Source organism: Empedobacter sp. GD03797 (assembly GCF_029842105.1).
Classification (GTDB): domain Bacteria; phylum Bacteroidota; class Bacteroidia; order Flavobacteriales; family Weeksellaceae; genus Empedobacter; species Empedobacter falsenii_C.
The window spans coordinates 98,599-120,229 of record NZ_JAOCFS010000007.1 but is presented as its reverse complement, the minus strand read 5'-3'; the positions used below and the strand labels follow the sequence as shown (position 1 = coordinate 120,229).

At 29.1% G+C, this 21,631-nt stretch carries 22 protein-coding genes; 20 read left to right on the top strand and 2 right to left on the bottom strand.

What is annotated here, in order from left to right; translation table 11 throughout:
- Window positions 1–79: 79 nt before the first annotated feature.
- A complete protein-coding gene (gene sucC, locus N5D90_RS07595; protein WP_180905863.1) occupies window positions 80–1,273 on the bottom strand; it encodes an ADP-forming succinate--CoA ligase subunit beta in 1,194 nt (397 codons plus the stop codon).
- Window positions 1,274–1,676: 403 nt separating this feature from the next.
- Between sucC and N5D90_RS07590 the strand changes: the two genes are divergently transcribed.
- The 4 genes from N5D90_RS07590 (at window position 1,677) to N5D90_RS07575 (ending at window position 5,147) form a co-directional block, all read left to right on the top strand.
- Window positions 1,677–2,351 carry an ABC transporter ATP-binding protein gene (locus tag N5D90_RS07590; RefSeq protein WP_280062067.1) on the top strand — a complete coding sequence of 225 codons (675 nt, stop codon included), beginning with the start codon at window positions 1,677–1,679 and terminating at the stop codon, window positions 2,349–2,351.
- A gap of 68 nt (window positions 2,352–2,419) precedes the next feature.
- Window positions 2,420–3,640 carry a LuxR C-terminal-related transcriptional regulator gene (locus N5D90_RS07585; RefSeq protein WP_280062066.1) on the top strand — a complete coding sequence of 407 codons (1,221 nt, stop codon included), beginning with the start codon at window positions 2,420–2,422 and terminating at the stop codon, window positions 3,638–3,640.
- 36 nt (window positions 3,641–3,676) lie between these two features.
- A complete protein-coding gene (locus tag N5D90_RS07580; protein WP_280062065.1) occupies window positions 3,677–4,435 on the top strand; it encodes a TIGR02757 family protein in 759 nt (252 codons plus the stop codon).
- A gap of 61 nt (window positions 4,436–4,496) precedes the next feature.
- Window positions 4,497–5,147: an alpha/beta hydrolase gene (locus N5D90_RS07575; RefSeq protein WP_280062064.1), complete on the top strand. Its 651-nt coding sequence runs from the start codon at window positions 4,497–4,499 to the stop codon at window positions 5,145–5,147.
- Window positions 5,148–5,190: 43 nt separating this feature from the next.
- Here the strand turns inward: N5D90_RS07575 and N5D90_RS07570 are convergent, their stop codons facing one another.
- Window positions 5,191–5,706, bottom strand: a complete 516-nt coding sequence (locus tag N5D90_RS07570; RefSeq protein WP_114998950.1) for a Smr/MutS family protein — start codon at window positions 5,704–5,706, stop codon at window positions 5,191–5,193.
- Window positions 5,707–5,810: 104 nt separating this feature from the next.
- Here N5D90_RS07570 and N5D90_RS07565 point away from each other — a divergent pair, with 104 nt between their 5' ends.
- Genes N5D90_RS07565 through N5D90_RS07490 form a run of 16 tightly spaced genes read left to right on the top strand, consistent with a single transcriptional unit; the run spans window position 5,811 to window position 21,631 of the window.
- A complete protein-coding gene (locus tag N5D90_RS07565; RefSeq protein WP_280062063.1) occupies window positions 5,811–6,995 on the top strand; it encodes a glycosyltransferase in 1,185 nt (394 codons plus the stop codon).
- On the top strand, window positions 6,982–7,893 hold the full coding sequence (locus N5D90_RS07560; protein WP_280062062.1) for a glycosyltransferase family 2 protein: 912 nt from the start codon (window positions 6,982–6,984) through the stop codon (window positions 7,891–7,893). The genes N5D90_RS07565 and N5D90_RS07560 overlap by 14 nt, the downstream gene beginning before the upstream one ends.
- Before the next feature lie 4 nt (window positions 7,894–7,897).
- Window positions 7,898–9,046, top strand: coding sequence for a glycosyltransferase (locus N5D90_RS07555; protein WP_038335288.1), 1,149 nt, complete (start codon window positions 7,898–7,900; stop codon window positions 9,044–9,046).
- Between the two features lie 9 nt (window positions 9,047–9,055).
- Entirely contained in the window at window positions 9,056–9,883 is an 828-nt protein-coding gene (locus tag N5D90_RS07550) for a hypothetical protein (protein ID WP_038335290.1), read from the top strand.
- Window positions 9,883–10,758 (top strand): UbiA prenyltransferase family protein, encoded by an 876-nt coding sequence (locus tag N5D90_RS07545; RefSeq protein ID WP_038335293.1) that lies wholly within the window; start codon window positions 9,883–9,885, stop codon window positions 10,756–10,758. Before N5D90_RS07550 ends, N5D90_RS07545 begins: the two co-directional genes overlap by 1 nt.
- Window positions 10,748–12,070 (top strand): FAD-binding oxidoreductase, encoded by a 1,323-nt coding sequence (locus N5D90_RS07540; protein WP_280062061.1) that lies wholly within the window; start codon window positions 10,748–10,750, stop codon window positions 12,068–12,070. Before N5D90_RS07545 ends, N5D90_RS07540 begins: the two co-directional genes overlap by 11 nt.
- Entirely contained in the window at window positions 12,067–12,792 is a 726-nt protein-coding gene (locus tag N5D90_RS07535) for an SDR family NAD(P)-dependent oxidoreductase (RefSeq protein WP_219034172.1), read from the top strand. Before N5D90_RS07540 ends, N5D90_RS07535 begins: the two co-directional genes overlap by 4 nt.
- The gene (locus tag N5D90_RS07530) at window positions 12,792–13,382 is read left to right on the top strand and encodes an HAD-IB family phosphatase (protein WP_280062060.1); all 591 of its coding nucleotides are present in this window, start codon (window positions 12,792–12,794) and stop codon (window positions 13,380–13,382) included. Before N5D90_RS07535 ends, N5D90_RS07530 begins: the two co-directional genes overlap by 1 nt.
- A gap of 32 nt (window positions 13,383–13,414) precedes the next feature.
- Window positions 13,415–14,923 (top strand): hypothetical protein, encoded by a 1,509-nt coding sequence (locus N5D90_RS07525; protein WP_280062059.1) that lies wholly within the window; start codon window positions 13,415–13,417, stop codon window positions 14,921–14,923.
- Entirely contained in the window at window positions 14,923–16,065 is a 1,143-nt protein-coding gene (locus tag N5D90_RS07520) for a glycosyltransferase (RefSeq protein WP_280062058.1), read from the top strand. The genes N5D90_RS07525 and N5D90_RS07520 overlap by 1 nt, the downstream gene beginning before the upstream one ends.
- 3 nt (window positions 16,066–16,068) lie before the next feature.
- Window positions 16,069–16,617, top strand: coding sequence for a serine acetyltransferase (locus tag N5D90_RS07515; RefSeq protein ID WP_280062057.1), 549 nt, complete (start codon window positions 16,069–16,071; stop codon window positions 16,615–16,617).
- Between the two features lie 8 nt (window positions 16,618–16,625).
- Window positions 16,626–17,690: a glycosyltransferase gene (locus tag N5D90_RS07510; protein ID WP_280062056.1), complete on the top strand. Its 1,065-nt coding sequence runs from the start codon at window positions 16,626–16,628 to the stop codon at window positions 17,688–17,690.
- A complete protein-coding gene (locus N5D90_RS07505; RefSeq protein ID WP_280062055.1) occupies window positions 17,690–18,679 on the top strand; it encodes a glycosyltransferase in 990 nt (329 codons plus the stop codon). Before N5D90_RS07510 ends, N5D90_RS07505 begins: the two co-directional genes overlap by 1 nt.
- Before the next feature lie 6 nt (window positions 18,680–18,685).
- Complete coding sequence (locus N5D90_RS07500) at window positions 18,686–19,804, top strand: EpsG family protein (protein ID WP_280062054.1); 1,119 nt, start codon at window positions 18,686–18,688, stop codon at window positions 19,802–19,804.
- Window positions 19,795–20,541 carry a glycosyltransferase gene (locus N5D90_RS07495; RefSeq protein WP_280062053.1) on the top strand — a complete coding sequence of 249 codons (747 nt, stop codon included), beginning with the start codon at window positions 19,795–19,797 and terminating at the stop codon, window positions 20,539–20,541. The genes N5D90_RS07500 and N5D90_RS07495 overlap by 10 nt, the downstream gene beginning before the upstream one ends.
- Entirely contained in the window at window positions 20,528–21,631 is a 1,104-nt protein-coding gene (locus N5D90_RS07490) for a glycosyltransferase family 4 protein (protein ID WP_280062052.1), read from the top strand. The genes N5D90_RS07495 and N5D90_RS07490 overlap by 14 nt, the downstream gene beginning before the upstream one ends.

The following is a 21,631-nucleotide window of genomic DNA, read 5'->3' as shown; positions in this document are numbered from 1 at the left end:
AGAATGACAATAAACTATACAAAAAAACCTCTCAAAGAATTTCTTTGAGAGGTTTGATATATTGTAAATAAGTTAAATCTTAACCTACTAATTCTTCTACTTTATCAGCAGCATCTTTTAATGTGATAGCAGAGTGAACCGCGAAACCTGATTCATCAATCATTTTCTTAGCGATTTCTGCATTTGTTCCTTGTAAACGAACAATAATTGGCACATTAATTTCGTCACCCATATTGTTGTAAGCATCTAAAATACCTTGAGCAACACGGTCACAACGTACAATACCACCAAAAATGTTGATTAAGATAGCTTTTACGTTTTTATCTTTTAAGATAATACGGAAACCTTTTTCTACACGCTCAGCATCAGCAGTACCACCAACGTCTAAGAAGTTTGCAGGATTACCACCAGATAATTTGATGATATCCATAGTTGCCATTGCCAAACCAGCTCCGTTAACCATACATCCTACGTTTCCGTCTAATTTTACGAAGTTTAATCCAGCTTCACCAGCTTCAACTTCTGTTGGATCTTCTTCTCTTGTATCACGTAAAGCAGCGATATCTGCATGACGGAATAATGAGTTATCATCGATAGATACTTTAGCATCTACAGCGATAATTTGATCGTCAGATGTTTTAAGAACTGGGTTAATCTCGAACATAGAAGCGTCAATCGCAACGTATGCATTATATAAAGCAGTGATAAATTTAACACCATCTTTGAAAGCGTTTCCTGATAAACCTAAGTTAAAAGCAACTTTACGCGCTTGGAAACCTTGGATTCCTACAGCTGGATCAATTTCTTCTGTAAAGATTTTGTCTGGCGTGTGCTCAGCAACTTCCTCGATATCCATTCCACCTTCAGTAGAATACATAATCATGTTTTTACCAGTTGCACGATCTAATAATACAGAAACATAGTATTCTTCAGTTTCAGATTCACCTGGATAATAAACATCCTCAGCAATTAAAACTTGATGAACTTTTTTACCTTCAGCCGAAGTTTGAGGTGTTACTAACTGCATTCCGATGATTTCGTTTGCTTTCTCTTTTACTTCGTCCAAGTTTTTAGCAAGCTTTACTCCACCACCTTTTCCACGACCACCTGCGTGTACTTGTGCTTTTACGACATGCCAACCTGTACCAGTTTGTTCTGTTAATTGTTTAGCAGCTTCTACAGCTTCTTCTGGTGTAGTAGCAACGATACCACGTTGTACTTTTACACCATATTTACTAAGAATTTCTTTTCCTTGATATTCGTGAAGATTCATTTTTTTTGATTTTTCAATTACAAAAATAAAAATATTGTTGATGTATTCTAAATTTTGCCATATTAATTTTATCAGCTTATGCTAAAAAAGTGGTTAATATTGTTTATTTAGAGGTTACAAGATACGAATATTAATGATTTAAAAAGTCAAAACAATTGTTATATAATTTTTAAATCGTACAAAGTACACTAAAAATTGTTTGTTTTGGGTTTAAAGCATTTTCGACGGAGGATTGATTTTATAATTTTATCAATAAAAAACCGTCAATTCTAGTGAAATTCTATTCTCGATACAATTTTTTATCATTTCATTTCTAAAAATCACTCGAACTGACGAATTTTAATTCAAAAAAAACTTATCACTTATGATTTAAGACTTAGTACTTAATTCATATCTTTACCTCATGATAAAAGCAGAAAATATTGTTAAGAAATTTGGTGAATTAGAAGTGCTAAAAAATGTTTCTTTATCGATTGCAGAAGAAGAAATCGTTTCTATCGTTGGTGCTTCTGGAGCAGGAAAAACAACTTTGCTTCAAATTTTAGGAACATTAGAAAAAAGTTCTGAGCCAAAGAAATATAATACTTCTATTCAGATTGCGGGACAAGATATCACGAAGTTAAACGATCGCGATTTATCTAAATTTCGTAACGAAAACATTGGATTCATTTTTCAGTTTCATCAATTGTTGCCAGAATTTAATGCAATAGAAAATATTTGTATTCCAGCTTTTATCAAGAAAACAAAAAAAGCAGAAGCCGAAAAACGTGCAAAAGAGTTGATGTCTTATTTAGGACTTTCGCAACGTTTGACGCATAAACCGAATCAACTTTCTGGAGGAGAACAACAACGTGTAGCAGTTGCTCGTGCACTAATCAATCAACCAAAAGTTGTTTTTGCTGATGAACCTTCTGGTAATTTAGATTCTAAAAATGCTGAAGAATTACACGAATTATTTTTCAATCTTCGAAACGAATTTGGGCAAACTTTTGTCATTGTGACGCATAATGAAGAATTAGCAAATATGACCGATCGAAAATTGGTGATGGCTGATGGTTTGTTTGTTGATAATATGTAAAATCTTTTCGATTAAAATGATTTAATAAAATAGGATACATTTGTAACTTCTAAGAATTATTGTTTTTAATGTTTAAGAATTTACTGTTTTTTGTTCTATTACTTACTACTCCTTTTTTATCTGCCCAAAATATCGATCCGCAAAAATTGAATGATGAAATTTCAGTTTTAAATGATCAATTCAAATATGAAGCTTCTTTATTAAAGTTAGAAGAAGTTATTACGGATAAAAAATCTACACATTATGACATCTTTAATGCTTATATACAAAGATCTTTAACCTATAAAAGGTTATATAATTATCCTGAAGTTGCGCGCAATTTAGAATTAGCAAAAGAACATTTGGATGAAGTGAACGATAATAAGCTGAAAGAAATAGGTGAAGTACGCTTGTTGGTAGAGCAATTATTTGTTGCTTTTGATAATCAGAAATGGGAAGATGTAGATAAAGTATTAAAGGAAATTTCTACAAAAGACTTGTCTTTATTAAATTCTGAAACTCAATTATTCTATTATAATGTAATTGCAACATTACAAATGCGAGAGAAAGATTTTGTTAATGCAGAAAAAACATTAAACCATGCGATAGAACTTGGCAAAATAGATAATCCGAAACATGTTGCAGCCGTTTATATAAAACTAATTGATTTAGCTGAATTTAAAAAAGATACTCAAATGGCTGAAAAAGTATTTGATAACGCTATTTTTTATTCAAAAAAATATAAAATGTTGATTTATGAAAAGTTTGTTTATTACATTATGAGTCACTTTTATGCAGAGATAAAAGATTTTGAAAAAGCATATTATTATCAGAAAATAGCTGTAGAACTTACTTATAAATATAGTACCAATACTTTTAATGGTAAATTAACTATTCTTGATAAAAATTTACTTGACAAGCGAAAAAATATTGAAATTGATTACGAGAAAAAAATTCGTTATTTACTTATAACTTGCTTGATTGCTGTTGTTGCATTTCTTGTTGTAGTGATAAAATTATATAATTCGAACAAAGAGAAAAATCGATTTATACAAAGAGAGAATAATAGAATGCGAATTGAGTTAGAGAATTTCATGAAAGAATCTCACGAAAAAGGAGAGCATTTACTTCGTATAGAAGATTATAATTTAACAGAAAGACAATTAGAGATTATTGAACTTGTAAAACAAGGAAAAACAAATAAAGAGATTGGCGAAGAACTTTTTATTTCTGAAAATACCGTAAAATATCATTTAAAAATTATTTATAAAGCTTTAGGAATAGATAATCGCTTAGGATTGAAATTCTAATTCTCTATATATTATACTTCTTAGTATATTTGCTAAATGACAGAAATAAAGGATTTTTTAGACGAAAAAGTTCTTCAATATAATACATTAGACTTTATCGATTCTGATCCAGTACAGATTCCGCACAGATTTTCTGCGAAAGAAGATATCGAAATTGCAGGGTTTTTAGCGGCAACAATTGCGTGGGGAAATCGTAAAATGATTATCAATAATGCGAATAAAATGATGCAATTGATGGGAAATTCGCCTTACGATTTTGTGATGAATTTCTCTGAGAATCATTTAAAGAATTTGGATGGTTTTGTTCACAGAACATTTAATAGTGAAGATTTGAAATTTTTCATGCAATCGCTTCGTAATATTTATCAAAATCATGGCGGATTGGAACAAGTTTTTGCAAAACATCAAACTTCAGATTCGATGCAAGCATCAATCTCGAATTTCAAACAAATTTTTTTCGAGATAGAGCATCCAACTCGTACAACTAAACATATTTCAGATCCGTTGAATAATTCGGCTGCAAAGCGTATCAATATGTACTTGCGTTGGATGATTCGTGATGACAAACAAGGCGTGGATTTAGGGATTTGGAAATCCATTCCAACTTCTATTCTTTCGTGTCCTTTGGATGTGCATTCGGGAAATGTTGCACGAAAATTAAATATTCTGACTCGAAAACAAAATGATGCAAAAGCATTGAAAGAACTTGATACAAAATTGCGAGAAATGGATGCAAATGATCCTGTTAAATATGATTTCGCTTTATTTGGTTTGGGTGTTTTCGAAGGGTTTTAACTGAACTGAAAATAATTTTATTTAGAAAAATTAGAATTAAATTCGCTAAAAATAAGTTTGTATGAAAGAATTGAATGAAATAAAATATATCGAACGTTTACCTGTTGTTTCGACTGAAAAAACGCCTCTTTTTGTGCTGATACATGGTTATGGAAGCAACGAAGAAGATTTGTTTTCGTTTGCACAAGATTTGCCACAGAATGCGCATATTGTAAGTGTGCGTGCGTTGCATGATATTGTGTATGGCGGATATGCGTGGTATGATATCAATTTTGTGAACAATGAAAAATGGATGGATGAAATGCAAGCAATAGAATCTCGTAATAAATTGGTTGAATTTATTGATGCAATTGTTCAGCAAGAGAATTTAGATGTAGCAAATGTAACATTGATGGGCTTTAGTCAAGGTGCAATTTTGAGTTATGCGATTTCGCTAAATAATCCAGAAAAGATTAAAAATGTTGCAATTTTAAGTGGTTATCCAGAAGCTAAAATTATTGGAGATTTTGATCAATCTAAAGATTTTTCGAATTTAAATTTCTTTGTTTCGCACGGAACAGAAGATGTTGTATTGCCAATTGAATTAGGACGAATGGGTGACGAGTTTTTAAAATCCTTGAATATTAATTTTGAATACCACGAATACAGAAGTGGACACGGAATTGTTCCTCAAAATTACTATGATTTGATGGATTGGATCAAAAGATTTTAACATAAAGCTGAATTTAATTCAGCTTCTCATTATTATAAGATATTTAAATAAATTTAACTTCTATGGCGTCGCCGTGATATTCCTTGAACGAGGCGTCATAGAATTCGATATTCGTATAACGAAATAATAATTCGGTAATTTCTTTTTTCAGAATTCCTTTTCCGTAACCGTGAATTAAAATCAATCGAATTTGACTTTCGAACATAGCACGTTCCACCTCATTTCGAGCAACATCTAATTGCGTTTGTATAATTTGCGCATTATCCAAATCACGCCAATTATCAACCAGATTTTCGATATGCAAATCAATTTCTCGCGTTAAATACGGATGACGATGAGATTTGCGAAAAGTCTTAAACTTTGGTTTCGAAAATTCTTTGATTTCCTCATCTCGATATTCTTCATAGTCAATCTCAATATCTTTGATGATTTCATCTTGATGATACTCATATTCAAAACCAAACTCATCATTAAAGTAAACAAAATCACCTTTCAATTTGGTAATTGTTCCCGAAATATTATCATCTATCACTTTAACTTTTGTTCCAATTTTGAACATTTTCTACTTTTTCTGCAAAATTAAGAATTATTTTATGAGTTTTTAGATTGTTGTATTATTCAATTCAAACTCAATGTTGTATTTTTGTTTATTAAACTAACCAAATGTCAAATCAACCTAGAAAAATAAAAGTACTTTTTAGGCTTCGTTCATTAGAAATGGGTGGGGTTCCAAGAGTAGTTTTAGATTTGTTGCGAAACTTACCAAAAGATAAATTCGATTTTACTTTGATGCTTAACTTGTATCAAGGCGAATTGATTAAAGAAATTCCGACTGATATAAAATTAATTGTTGTAGAAAAAGGAAAAGAACAGATGAGTTCTAATGGTTTTATACAGAAATTACAATTAGTTTGGCGACGATTGAAGTTAGAAGTTTATGATAAATTTCCTTCAATTTTATACAAAATAAAAGTTCCAGAAAAATATGATATCGAAGTTTCGCCTGGTTATGCGGAATTTGATATGGTGTTAAATTCTCCTGATAAAAAATCAAGAAAAATAGGCTGGTTTCATACTGATGTTGGCTATGATAAAGATCAACAGCGAGTTTTGAGTAGAATTGAAAAGATGAAACGTTTTGATTTTATGATTTTTGGTTCGAAACAAACACGTCAAGTAATCGAGGATTTGTATCGAGTTACCTATCCAAAATCGACTGTTATTTATAATGTGATAAAAGTGGATGAGGTTTTGAAAAAAGCCGAGCATTTTGAGTATTCTTATGAAACAGATTTACCTGTTTTTTCGTCTATGGGACGATTACATCATCGAAAAGGTTATCATACATTGATGAAGGTGCATAAACGATTATTAGATGATGGTTATAATCATAAAATAGCGGTAATTGGTGGAGGAAACGAAATGGAAAATTTGATCAATCAACGTAAACAACTAAATGTTGAAGATTCTTTTTTATTGTTAGATTCTCAAACCAATCCTTATCCTTATATCAAAGCATCTGATTATTTTATTTTGCCAACACAATCCGAGTCATATCCATTGGTTATAGGTGAAGTGATGTGCATGCGAAAACCAATTATTTCGACAAATGTTGGTGGTATTGCAGAAATGATTGATGATGGAGTAGATGGAATTTTAATTCAATATAATGAAGATGAAATGTACGAATCGATGAAATCTTTTATGACGAATCAAGATTTGGTTCAAAAAATTATTGAAGGAACTGAAAATGCGTACAATAAATTTGATGAAAAAGAGATTTATCGTCAAGTTTCTGAAGTTTTCGAACAGCAATATCAAATCAAATTAGAGAATGAACGAGGTTAAAATTACCATTGTCACACCTTCTTATAATCGTGCGCATACGTTGACGCGTGTGTATGATTCGTTAAAAAATCAGTCGTTCAAAGATTTTAAATGGATTATTATGGATGATGGTTCTACTGATAATACTAGAGAAATTGTTGAAAATTTTCAATCAGAAGGTTTAATTGATATTGAATATTTCTGGAACGAAAATCAACATAAATTCATTACTGTTTTTGAAGGAGTTAAAAAAGTAACGTCAAAATATTTTATGATTGTTGATTCAGACGATTCTTATCCTGAGAATGCTTTACAAACATTATTTGATGAGGTAGAGAAAATCAAAAACCAAGATGAATATATTTCTGTAATGGGATTGTCGCAATATACAGATGGAAAAATAGTTGGTAATCAATATCCAAATAATGGATTTGATGGTTCAATTTTCAATATGCGTTACAAGTATAAAGTGCGTGGAGATAAGTTTGGTGTTTTTATAACAAAGACTTATCAACAATTGTTGAAAAACTTTGATTATTCACCTTATAAAAGCAAAGGTTACATTCCACAATCAGTGTTTTTTAATACCTATGATGCTGATGGAGTGAAGACTAGATTTGTGAATAAAGTTGTTCGTAACTATCATTTGGATGAAGAAGATGCTAATTCTGTTTCGAATACACGTTGGACGGGAAAAAATACTTTTGGTTTGATGGAAGGTTATCGTTCTTTTCTAAATTCTTATGGAACAAAACTTTTTGGATATCCAAAAGCTTTAATTCGTAATTTGGTTGGATATCAAGTTTATTCGATAATTAATCATCGAAATTTGTCAGAAATAAACAAAGGATTGAAACAGTTTAAATTGTTGTCAATATTGCTTTATCCGTTGAGCTTTATTTATTTTAAAATAAAATAATCATATGACCAACCAACCCAAAAAAATACTATTTGTTTATTACAAGCTTTTCAAGGCTGGGGGAGTTGCACGCGTATTAGTTTCCTTGGCGAACGAATTAGTGGAGAAAGGTTATGATGTTTCAATTGTGATTATGATCAATGAAAAAAGTAGCTTTTTTGAATTAGACCATCGAGTTAAGATTATTGTAATTGATACTTTTTCGCATTGGGGATTTCAAAAAATTAATGTTAACTTGAATAAGTATTTTCCAAAATTGCCCTATAAAAATAACATCAAAAACTATGTGTACGATTTCGGTCAATGGGAAATGTTACATAAATGGATGAACAAGAATGGTCAAAATTATGATGTAATTATCTCAAGTTGGTATAAATTATCTTCTCAATTAGCATTGAATAAAAAAGTAAGAGGAAAGACAATTGCTTGGGAACATGCAAACTTCGAAGTAGGAGGGAAATTATGGAAAGATTCTTTACGAAAACATTACAAAAATTTGAAAGGTGTTGTTTGTATTAACTCCAATTCTTTAGAACATTATAAAAACATTCATAAAAATGTTCATTTGATTCCTAATTTGGTAGGAGAGCCTTTCGAATCTTTTGATGAAAGTTTGATTGATCAAAAAGAAAATACATTAATTTATGTTGGTCGATTAGATGCGGATAAAAATGTTGGTGAATTGATTGATATAGTTAATGAAATCAATTTAAAAGATTTTAAATTTAAGATTATTGGAGACGGACCATCTAAGAATGAGTTAGAAAATAAAGTGAAATCTATTGAGGTTTTAAACGATAAAATTCTATTTTTAGGCAGTCAAACTATTTCAGAAATTTTTCAAGAACTTTCGAAAAGTAAAATTTTTCTTTTTACAAGTAAAACGGAATGTTTACCAACGGTTTTGATTGAAGCAAATTTAACAGCTAACGCATTGATTTCTTATAACTGCAAGTATGGACCTTCTGATATTGTGAATGAGAAAAATGGTTTTTTAATTCCAATGAATGATAAACAATTTTTTAAAGAAAAATTACAATACTTAATTGATTATGAAGAGGATTTAGAATTACTCAATAAATTAAGTGGAAAAAATTCAGGAAAGTGGAGAAAAGATCTAATTATTAATCAATGGAATTCATTAATTGAATAATAATTTTATATGATTAGTAAACAATTAAAAAATAAAATACGACGAATAAAATATTTGTTGAAATGGAATTGGCAATATTATTTTCAAAAAGTCGAATCATATAAAAATAGAAAACCATTTGATGTATCTGAATCCCAAAATTTAGTGTTGGTTCCTCATGCCGATGACGAATGGATAGGTAATAGTCAGCTGTTATTGAAAAAAAATACAATCGTTTATTATTTTCAATTCTTAGGAAATAATTATAATGAAACAAATAAAACTGTAAGAAGGAATGAATTGATTGAATTAAAGAATAAAATTGGTTTTGAATTGATTGTTTCTAACAGTTATGAAGATTACTCAGATTTAAAAGAATTATTAAATAATAAAAGCATTTCTAATATATTTATTCCCTTTCCGATTGATTGGCATAAAGAACACATAAAAGTAAATACAATATTTCATCATGTTTTATCAGGTTTACAAATTAAACCTAATTTGTTTTTTTATCATATTTCGGTTCCTTTACCTATAGATTTTGAAATAAATTATATGCAAATGGATAAATCTGATTTACATTTTAAAAAAACTATTTTTGCTGATATATATAAATCCCAGTATAATACACCAATAAAACGTCTAAATTATCAGTTAAGATTAAATGCTAAGGGGTTGGAATGCTATGCTACAGAAAACTTTGTGGAATTATCTTTTGAAGAATGGACAGATTTATTAAATTTTGTGAAAGATAATTATGATACTAAAATAAAGGAACTTATTTATTACATTGATGATTTAGGGGAAATTAGAGAAAAATCAAATCAGATTTATAAGGATTGGAAAAATAAAAATTAATGCTAAACTATTTAAAACTTATACGTGTTAACCAATGGGTGAAAAATTTATTCGTTTTTTTACCAATATTTTTTTCGGGAAATTTATTGAATATCGATTTGTTTATTGAGTCGTTTTATGGCTTTTTAATCTTTTCGTTTGTAGCAAGTAGTATTTATATTATCAATGATTATGTTGATATAGAGAAAGATAAAAGACATCCCGAAAAGAAAAATAGACCACTCGCAAGTGGTAAAATATCGAAGCAAAATGCTTTAATATTATTTTTCTTTTTAGTCATTGTAACATCAATTCTCATTTATTTCTTTGGAAATAAACAGGTCGCAATTCTTGTTGGAATTTACTTTTTTATGAATTTAGCTTACTCATTCAAGTTAAAACAAATTGCAATTCTTGATGTGATGATTATTGCATTTGGTTTCTTACTAAGAGTTTTTGTTGGTGGTTATATGACTAGTTTAATTGTGACGGACTGGACAATTTTGTTAGTATTTGATTTGGCTTTGATTTTAGCTTTAGGTAAACGTAGAGGGGAATTAATTAATGCCGAACTAGAAGGTATTACAAGAAAATCGCTAGACGGGTATAATCTCAATTTTCTTAATTCTGCCTTAGCTATAACTTGTACTGTCGCTGTAATTTGTTACATGATGTTTATTCTTTCTCCAGAAACACAATCCAAATTTCATCATTATATTATTTATACCTTTGTCTTTGTTTTTGCAGCCGTTTTGCGCTATTTGCAACAAACGTTTGTATATGCTAAAACAGAATCTCCGACTAAATTGATTTTTAAAGATCATTTTCTACAAATTTTAATTGTAATGTGGGGAATATGTTATATTTTATTGATTTATTTTAACAATGGAAAATAAAAAATTAATCCCAGTTGCCAATTGGGGACTGTATCCATCTATAAAATCCAATGTTGTCTCGCCAACTACAATTTTAGAATTTCAGGAAGCAATTCTTTCAAATGAAGAAGTTATTGCGAGAGGAAATGGTCGTTGTTATGGAGATGCATCATTACAAAATACAATTATTTCAACATCGAAATGGAATAAATTTATCGATTTTGATCGTGAACATGGAATTATAGAAGTTGAATCTGGTGTTTTATTACCAGATATTTTAGAAGTTTCAATTCCGGCAGGATATTTCATTTCAGTCACTCCTGGAACCAAATTTATTACAGTTGGCGGAGCAATTGCATCAGATGTTCATGGAAAAAATCATCACATCGATGGTTGTTTTTCTGATCATTTAATTCATTTCGATTTAATGATCGAAAATGGAGATATTTTACATTGTTCAAGAAATGAAAACACAGATTTATTTTGGGCAACAATAGGAGGAATGGGATTGACAGGAATTGTTATTTCTGCTAAATTTATGTTGAAAAAAATTGAGTCAGCGTATATTCGAAATGAAGCAATTCAGGCAAAGAATTTAGATGAAATTTTCGATTTGTTCGAATCTTCTGAATCTTGGACATATAATGTTGCGTGGTTAGATTGTTTACAAAAAGGAACTTCTTTAGGAAAATCTATTATGTTGCGTGGCGAACATGCGACTTTAGACGAGTTACCTAAAAAAATCAAAAAGAATCCTTTAAAAATTAAGAAGAAATTAAACTTAAATATTCCATTTTTCTTTCCAAATTTCGCGTTAAATCCTTTATCAATTAAGATTTTCAATTGGTTATATTTTAATAAACAAGGCAAAAAGCATTTGAAAAATTATGTGGATTACGAAACATTTTTTTATCCGTTAGATGCTGTTCACAATTGGAATCGTATTTATGGAAAAAATGGATTTATTCAATATCAATTTGTGATTCCAAAGGAGACGGGAAAAGAAGGAATGCGAAAGATATTGGAAACAATTGCTGCTAGTGGAAATGGTTCTTTTTTAGTAGTATTGAAATTGTTTGGTGATAATAATCCAAAAGCTTATAATTCGTTTCCAATGAAAGGATATACCTTGGCTTTAGACTTTAAAGTAAACAATAAATTAGAGAAATTAATTGCAAGTTTAGATAAAATTGTGATGGATTATGGAGGACATATTTACCGAACAAAAGACGCGATGTCCAATCCAGCCTTGACAGATTATTTACAACATATCGATTCTCCAAAATTCGAGTCGATGCAAAACGAACGTATCAATAGATTTAAGCAAAAATGATAGTAATAGGATCAAATTCTGATGTAGCAATAGCTTTTGTAGAAAAGGTTTTGAAAGAAGGTAAACGTTTTCCGATGGTTTATTTATTTACATCAAACATCGAAAAAACAAAGAAATTAGCACTACATTTTTATGCAAAATATGAGCAAAAATGCGAGATTGTTCATTTCGATTTAACAAAAGAAAACGATTATTCTTTAATTTCTCATATCGATTCTGAATTATTGTTTTGTGCAGCTGGATATTTAGGAAAAAATTCGGAAGAAGGTTTATATGATGATTGGAATACGAAACAAATAGTAGAAGTTAATTATTCAAAATTAATTGTCTTAATTAATCATTTTGCGCAGAAATTCGAAGCAAAAGGTTCGGGAACTATCATTGGATTGTCATCTGTAGCTGGTGAACGTGGTCGTCAAAGCAATTTTATTTATGGATCTGCAAAAGCTGGCTTTACAGCTTATTTAGCTGGTTTGAGAAATTATTTATTTCATAAAAAAGTTCATGTAATGACGGTTATTCCAGGATTTATGGATACACAAATGACAGCTGATATCGAAACACCAAAACCATTAACTGCTCAACCAGATCAAGCGGCTAATATTATTTATAAGGCTTATGTCAAAAAGAAAAATGTTGTTTATGTGACATTTTTATGGTGGGGAATTATGATGATAATTCGTAATGTTCCTGAATTTATTTTCAAAAAAATGAAAATGTAATGAATCGCAATTTATACCTTTTTGATTTTGATGGAACATTAACTTGTAAAGATACCTTATTCGATTTTTTAAAATTCTCTTTTCCTAAAGTTTACTTTGTTAATTATCTGATATTTATTCCATTATTTGTCGTTTCGAAATTAAAGATAATTGATGCTGGTTTTGTAAAAGAAATGTTCATTTCGAAATTTTTGAAAGGAAAATCTTATGTTGAAATTAATCAATTAGCTCAAAATTATTTTGAACAAAATCATCAAGAATTAATTTATTCAAAAGCTGATGAATATATTAAATCGTTAAGTAATTATAATGATAAATTTATCGTTTCAGCTTCAGTCGATTTTTGGATTCAACCTTTTGCAGATTATTATGAAATGGGACTAATTTGTACCAAAGCAAAATATGATGAACAAGGCTTTTTTACAGGGAAATTTGCTTCACCAAATTGTAATTATCAGGAAAAAAAGAATAGAATCGAGAAAGAAATTGATTTGTCTTTATATGACCAAATCATAGCTTTTGGTGACACAAAAGGAGATGAAGCAATGTTTTCGATCGCCACAAAATCTAATTTTAGATGTTTTAATTAATAAAACTATATTTGCACGACCAAACTATAACTATGAAAGATTCTTTGAATAAAAGTAAAATTCTGATTGCTTCAATTTTGATTTTACTTCTAAAATCTATCTTTTTCTTTACTCGCCATATACAAGAAGATGCTTTAATTTCGTGGCGTGTTGCTCGAAATATTTTCGAGTATGGTGTCTACGGCTATAACGGAGCCGAAAAAATATCAGCATCTACAACACATTTATATGTTTTTGTTGGAGTCATTTTTCAATCTATTTTTGGCGAAGGAAATTTCATTTATCCGCTTCTTATTTTTAATACAATTTTACTGACAATTGGTATATATTGGCTTGGAAAACTATTTTTCAATTCAACAAATAAGATTATTTTATTCATTTTATTTGTTAGTTTTTTACCACCTGCTATAAAAATGTCAATTTTAGGAATGGAATTCGGAATGCTTTTCTTTTTCTATATGGCATTAATCAAATATGGTTTTGTAGAAAGAAAAAATTGGGCATTTATATTGATGCCGATCCTAATTCTTTGGACTAGAATTGACACCTGTATTTTCTTAGGATTGTTATTTATTTATGATGTAATTCAACAACGTAAATGGAATAACGCATTGATGATTGGTGGTATTTTAGCCGTTTTGTCTACAGTAGCTTTCAACTGGTTTTACTTTGGAGAAATTGTGAATAACACGATCACTTCTAAAAAGAATAATTACGTAAATCCTACATTATTAGAACGCTGGACTGAATTCAAATTCTTTGGGCCGAATTATTTTGGAATGATAAAATTTCCAACATCTATCTTTAACTTTTCAACGATTTTATTATTTATAATTTCGTTGGTTTGTTTGGTTGTATTAAACAAAAAATGGAATGTTGATAAACGAAAAGTTGTTTCGTTTTTATTCTTGTTTGGAGTTGTAAAAACCATCATTTTTGGTGCGGCTAATTCATGGTTTGATTGGTATTATTGGATTCCTCAAATCTGTTTGTTTTTGCCTATTATATTAATCGTTTTAGATTCGGAAAAGTACAAATCATTATCAATTGCTTATTTTATCGTCTTTTTTATTCCATTTACAGCTTATCAAGCTGTTCATTCTATTGCAACAGGACATGGAGAATGGAATCATGCACGTAAAATAGGTTTGTATTTAGATTCAATTGAGCCTAATAAAGACAATTATATATTCCTAGAACCAGCAGGTTATATTCCTTATTTTTCTAAGTTAAAAGTAATTGATTACGTTGGTTTAGTTGATAAAAGATTAACCGAAGAAAATATCGTGAAAAATGGAAAAGAAGTAGGTTTTTCTAATCTTATCAATAAAGCAAAACCGAAATATATTTTAGAAGATTTCAAGCCAATGTTCAAAGGAGAATTGGCCGATAAATCCATTTATAATGATTACGAATTGATCAAAGAATTTAAGGTTGCAGATGTAGCAAAATCTGACAATCCTATTTTAGACAAAATATACAAATTCAAGCCTTCTGGTAGAGATTTCTATTTATATAAACGAAAATCGACTGCGAAATAATGTCAGCTAAAAAGAAAATATTAATACGTATTGGCTCACTTCGTCATGGAGGTGCTGAAAAAGTATTGGTCACTTTTCTCAAAAATCTTCCAGCAGAAAAATACGAAATAGATTTATTGTTAAACCTTTATTCAGGTAAATATCTCAAAGATGTTCCGTCTTGGATTAATATCTATTATTTGAATAAAGGTGAAATGATTACGACAAATCGTCCGCAGGATATTCCGCAAAAAGCTTTTCGAGTGATTTATCAGAAGATTTTGTCAAAGTTTCCGAAGTTGCTTTATAAATTTATTTTACCAAACAAAAAATACGATATAGAGTTTGCGGCAATTCATGGAATAGCAGATGATATTTTGAATTCTCCGATTAAATCTTCTAAAAAGATAGTTTGGATCCACAATGATTTGTCGAATATTCCTGAATATACAACAGAACGATTGAAAAACTTTTTCAAATTTGATCAAATTCTAGTGATTTCAGAAAAGATTAATCAATTATTTTTAGGTTTAGCAAATTCAGATGAACAAAAACAAAAAGTGGTTCGTATTTATAATCCTATTGATGTCAATGAAATTATAAAGTCAGCTTTAGAACCTTGTGAGATTCAGAAAAAAAATGATCAACCGACATTTGTTTCAATCGGAACAGTTTTTCCACAAAAAGGATTTGATCGTCTATTGAGAGCGCATCGCAGATTGCTAGACGAAGGTTTTCAACATCAAGTTTGGATTGTTGGTGACGGTTACGATTTTCCGAATATCAAAAAATTGGTTGAAGAATTAAGAGTTGAAGAAACTGCACATTTGATTGGTTTCAAAGAAAATCCTTATCCCTATTTTGTTCAGGCAGATTATTATATTTTATCCTCTCGTTACGAAGGTTACCCAACAGTTTTGTTTGAAGCGATGGTTTTAGCAAAACCAATTATAGCAACAGATGTTTCGGGAGTTAGAGAAATGTTGAATGATGGCGAATTAGGGTATATTATCCATAATGAAGAGGAAGCAATTTATGATGGAATGAAATATTTTATTCAAAATCCTGAAATTGCCCATAAATATCAACAAATCATTGAAGGAAAAACATTACCTTTTGAGTTGGGGAATGCAGTAAATTCAATTGAAAAATATTTAAACTAAATTATGAAAACAATTATTCAGAAAGATTTTTATCGAAACTTTGGATATTGGACAAATTCTCCTTTATTGAAAGGTTTTATGAGTCCAGGTTTTCGTTTTATTTATTGTTTAAGAAAAGCTCAACAATATTCTGCTAAACATCCTTTAGGTTTAGTTTATCGTTTGTTGTTGCGTCGTTATTCGATTAAATATGGTTATCAAATTTCTGCAAAAACAGAAATTGGATCAGGGTTAAATTTAGGGCATTGGGGAACCGTTGTCGTTAATCCAAAATGTAAAATAGGGAAAAATTGTAATATTGCGCATGGTGTTACGTTAGGTCAGACAAATAGAGGGAAATCGAAAGGGTTTCCAATTTTGAAAGACGATGTTTGGGTTGGTACAAATGCCGTAATTGTTGGTGGAATTACAATTGGAAATAACGTGTTGATTGCGCCAAACAGTTATGTAACGCAAGATGTGCCAGACAATTCGATTGTGACAGGAAATCCAATGCAAATTATTTCGAACGAAAAAGCTACGGAAGGTTATATTAATAATAGAATTGAATAAATTTTTTTTTGAAAACAATACTTTTCATATTACCAGACCTTAATCAAGGTGGTGCGGAGCGAGTAATTACAACGCTTTGCAATGAATTGGATCGAACGAAATTCTGTCCAAAATTGGTGTTGTTTAAAAAAGAAGGTTATTATTTAAATCATTTGAAAGATGATGTTGAAATTATTGAATTAAACGTTTCTCGAATTCGTTATTCGATTTTCAAAATTATTCCGTTGATTAAAAAGTTAAAACCAGAAATTGTTTTTACAGGTTGGGGGGAAATTTCAGCTTTTTTATCACTAATCATTTCTTTGTTTCCTAGAACGAAGTTTATTACAAGAGAAACAAATGTAGTTTCTGAACATGTAAAACGTAAAGAAATTTTATTCTTTTATCGATTTTATAATAATTTTCATCAAATTATTGCGCAAAGTGACGATATGAAAAATGATTTGATTGAGAATTTTAGAATTTCGGAATATAAAATTATAAAAATTAATAATCCAGTTGATTTTGATTTAATTAATCGATTAAAAATAGAAAGTATTACTATCGATTTTGACACGAGCTATAAAAATATTGTGGCAATAGGAAATCTTTCACCACGAAAAGGTTTTGATCTTTTATTAAATGTGATGAATGAATTGAAAGGAGAAAATATACATTTAACGATTCTTGGAGATGGAGCTTTTAAAGATAAACTAGCTCAACAAAAAGATGAATTGAGTTTGAATAATGTAACGTTTAAAGGAAAAGTTTCAAATCCATTTGTTTACCTAAAAAATGCAGATTTGTTTGTACTTTCTTCTCGTTACGAAGGTTTTCCGAATGTTTTGCTGGAAGCTGGAGCTTGTGGAACTTATAGTTTGGCAAATAATTGTCCAGGAGGAATCAATGAAATTGTGCAAGAAGGTATTAATGCAGAAATTTTTCCAATTTCAGATTCAAAAGGTTTTGCAGAAAAAATTAAAGAAGTTTTGCAAGAGAATCATTCAGAAGAACAAATTATTGAAAGTATTCATTCTCGATTTAGTAAAGAAAAAATAATTCAACAATACGAATCAATTTTTGATAAAATATAATGTCAATTCAGCCTAAAATATCCGTCATTGTACCAGTTTATAACACCGGAAAATATCTTTCGAAATGTTTAAATTCGATATTGAATCAAACGTTGAAAGAAATTGAAGTGATTGTTGTAAATGATGGTTCTAAGGATGATTCTCAAGAAATTATTGATGAATTTACTTCAAACGATTCGCGCATAATTTCTATTCAGAAAGAAAATGGAGGATTAAGTGATGCGAGAAATGCTGGTATTGATAAAGCGAAAGGAGAATTCATTGCTTTTGTTGATTCTGATGATTACATTGATTTAGCGATGTTGGAGAAAATGTATGAATTGGCGGAAAGAGATGAATCTGAAATTGTTTTGTGTGATTTGGTAAAAGTTAATGAAAATGGTAAAGAATTTCGTGATTTACCGCAATCGCCTCAATTGCCAGAAAAAATAATTTTAGTAGAAGATTTTACCATTTTTGGTGAAATGAGTTGCTTTGCATGTAATAAAATCTTTAAAAAAGCGTTGTTCGAGAATCATCGATTTAGAAATGGAATTCATTTTGAGGATATAGAATTGATTCCGAAATTGGTTTTAGATTCGAGTATTATCTCTAAAATAAATGAACCTTTTTATAAGTATTTCGAACGACAAGATTCTATTACAAAAACACATACGGAGAAAGGTTTGGATATGTTTGTTGCTGTAAATGAGGTGACAAATTATTTTTATCAGAGTAAATACAATACATTTGCAACTGAGTTAAAGCGTTTTCAAATTATACAAGGTTATTATTCGTATTTAGCTTATTTGGCTTATGTGAAAGATAAAAATTTGAAGCGTAAAATGTTAAATGTTTTGAATGATTTTTTAAAGGCAAATAACTTAACAAAAAAAGAACTTAAAAATTATAAACGTTTTGACAAAAACTATTTAAATTCATTACCATTGAAAAAACGATTTTTTTACTATATAGCCTTAATTAATCCTCAACTATTACTTAAATTCTAATCTGTAGTGAGTTTTATTTATTTATTCATATTTGCATTTCTACTTGTTGCATCTTTTTTAGAGTTTTCTAATAAAAAGGTTAGTAAACAATTATATATATTAATTGTTGTCATAATGACTCTAACTGCAGGATTAGGTTACGCTTTGAGTCCTGATTGGGTGGCTTATTTTAATACATTTAACTTATTAGCAAGTACTAGTTGGTCAGAATTTGATCGATTTGCTGAAATGGCGAGTATGGAAAAAGGTTATTTAGGATTAAACAAAATTCTAGTTGATTATGGTTTTGATTTTGGAATGCTTACATTAACTGTTGCAACTACATCCTTGATTTTAAAATCTTCGACATTTTATAAGTATGGAGGATTTCCTTTTTTAGTGCTATTTATATACGCAATGCCAAACTTTATGTTCGAAGAGCATGTGCATATTAGACAAGGTTTGGCAAATGCTATAGCCATATATTCAATTCGCTATGTAATTGATCGAAATTTAATTAAATTTTTAATTTGTATTGCAATTGGATTCCAATTTCATGAATCAATTATTGTATTTATATTAGCATATTGGATAGCACCGATGAAGTTTGATGAAAAATTAATTGGATGGCTAGTTGTTTTTTCTATCATAGGCTTCTATACAGGATTAAATTCTATAATAGAAGTTATTATGCAATTTATGCCTATCGGGCAAGATAAGTTTGAAGATTATCAAAGCCAATTATATGATCAAGGTGATGGAGTTGCAGTCGGTGATTTTGTAAAAATTATATCAATTCTTTCAATTATTATTTACAACAAATATGCTGTAGAAGATAAATTGTATTGTTATTTCAGAAATTTATTTGTTTTTGGAGTTTTACTTTATTTCTTTTTAGGTAAGGGAATTTTTGGAATTAGATTACCTGGTTATTATTTAGTTTTTTTAGGATTGACAGTAGGTAGATTGGTGTATTCCTTTAATGGAGACAAGTTTAAGCGAAATTTTATTTATGTAAGTTTCGTTTCCTATACAATTTTATTGATTTTTTGGTTTCAAGTTAAACAAGCTCATAAATCTAATTTTGCTAATTATAAAACAATTTTTAATAAAGAAGCTATTTACGGATTATGGAAATGGAATTAATATCTATAATAACACCTTGCTATAATTCTGAAAAATATATAGCTGAAACATATGATTCTATAAAAAATCAAAGTTATAATAATTGGGAATGGATTATTGTAGATGATTGTTCAACAGATAAATCAGTTGAAATAATTCAATCATTTAATGATAATCGAATAAAATTAATTTTACAATCAGAAAATAATGGAGCTGCTCATGCTAGAAATTTAGCATTGAATAAAGCAAAAGGTAGATTTATTACATTTCTCGATAGTGATGATTTATGGTTGCCAAATTTTTTAGAGATTACGATTAATTATTTGTTAGAGAATAATGAAGAGTTAGTTTATTCAAGTTATAAGCGTGTTGATGAAAATTTAGAACCATTGTTAGCAGATTTTATTGCAGTAGATAAAGTAGATAAAAATCGTATTTTATATAATTGTCCTATTCCGATGTTAACATCTGTATATGATTCAAAACGAATTGGAAAAATACCAGTTCCAGATGTAGAACTTCGTGAAGATCATGCCATGTGGATAGATTTGTTAGGTAGAATAAAATATGCAAGAGCAATCAATGAATCTTTAGCTATTTACAGAATTCGAAATAACTCTGTTTCTCGAAATAAATTACGAATTGCTAAAAAACAATATGATGTCTATAGATATTATTTAAAAATGAATATTTTCAAATCATCATATTATACATTTTTTTGGGCTATGAATGGATTAAAAAAATATGGAAAATTTTAAATTATTAGAATATTTATATACGCTAAACATTTCTCCTTTATATATTAACATAATGGGAGCCTATTTTTTTGCATTAATCATTACATTGATCTCAATTCCGAAAATTATACGTATCTCCTACAAAAAACAATTGATGGATGTACCAGGAGAAAGAAGTTCTCATGTTAATAAAGTGCCAACCTTGGGAGGAGTGGCTTTATTTTTTGGAATAGTAGTTTCAACATCGATATTTGCTACAGAATTAGGTGTTAACTATTCTTTCTTTTTATCCGCAATTACAATATTATTTTTTATTGGATTAATGGATGATTTATTAGTTGTAGCTCCAGATAAAAAATTATATGGTCAGATAATAAGTACCATTTTAATTATTTTTGGTTCTGGTATAATGATTAAGTCATTTTCAGGATTATTTGGTATCTACGAGATTCCTTATTTTGTTGGAGTTATATTAACCATTTTTGTATTTATAGTACTAATAAATGCATTCAATTTAATTGACGGAATTGATGGTTTAGCTTCAGGAATTGGTATAGTAATTAGTTTGTGTTTTGTTTATATATTCTACAGAATATTTGATTACGGAATAGGAATATTAGCTGTTAGTACATTAGCTGTTTTACTAGGTTTTGGAAGGTATAATTTGTCCAAAAAGTTTAAAATATTCATGGGAGATACTGGTTCAATGGTTATAGGATTTATTTTAACTTTTATGGCAATTCGCTTTTTATACATTAGTGAAACCTCTAGTTTAGGTTTAAAAACAGGACCTGTTTTATTACTTTTTATTTTTGTTATTCCAATCGTAGACACTTTATCGGTTTTTACAATCCGAATTCTTAGAAAAAGAAGTCCTTTTTCGGCAGACAAAAACCATCTTCATCACCAGTTTTTAAAATTAGGGTTAACTCATATTCAAACTTCAATAATATTAGTACTTATTAACATTTTTTTTATATTCATTGGGTATTATTTTAGAAATATTGAAATTAATAAACTATTTTTGATCTTTATTGTTTTATCAATTAGTTTTGTTGTCTCTCTACGATATGCTGTAGTATTAAAAAAGAATAAAAAAATATCATTATAA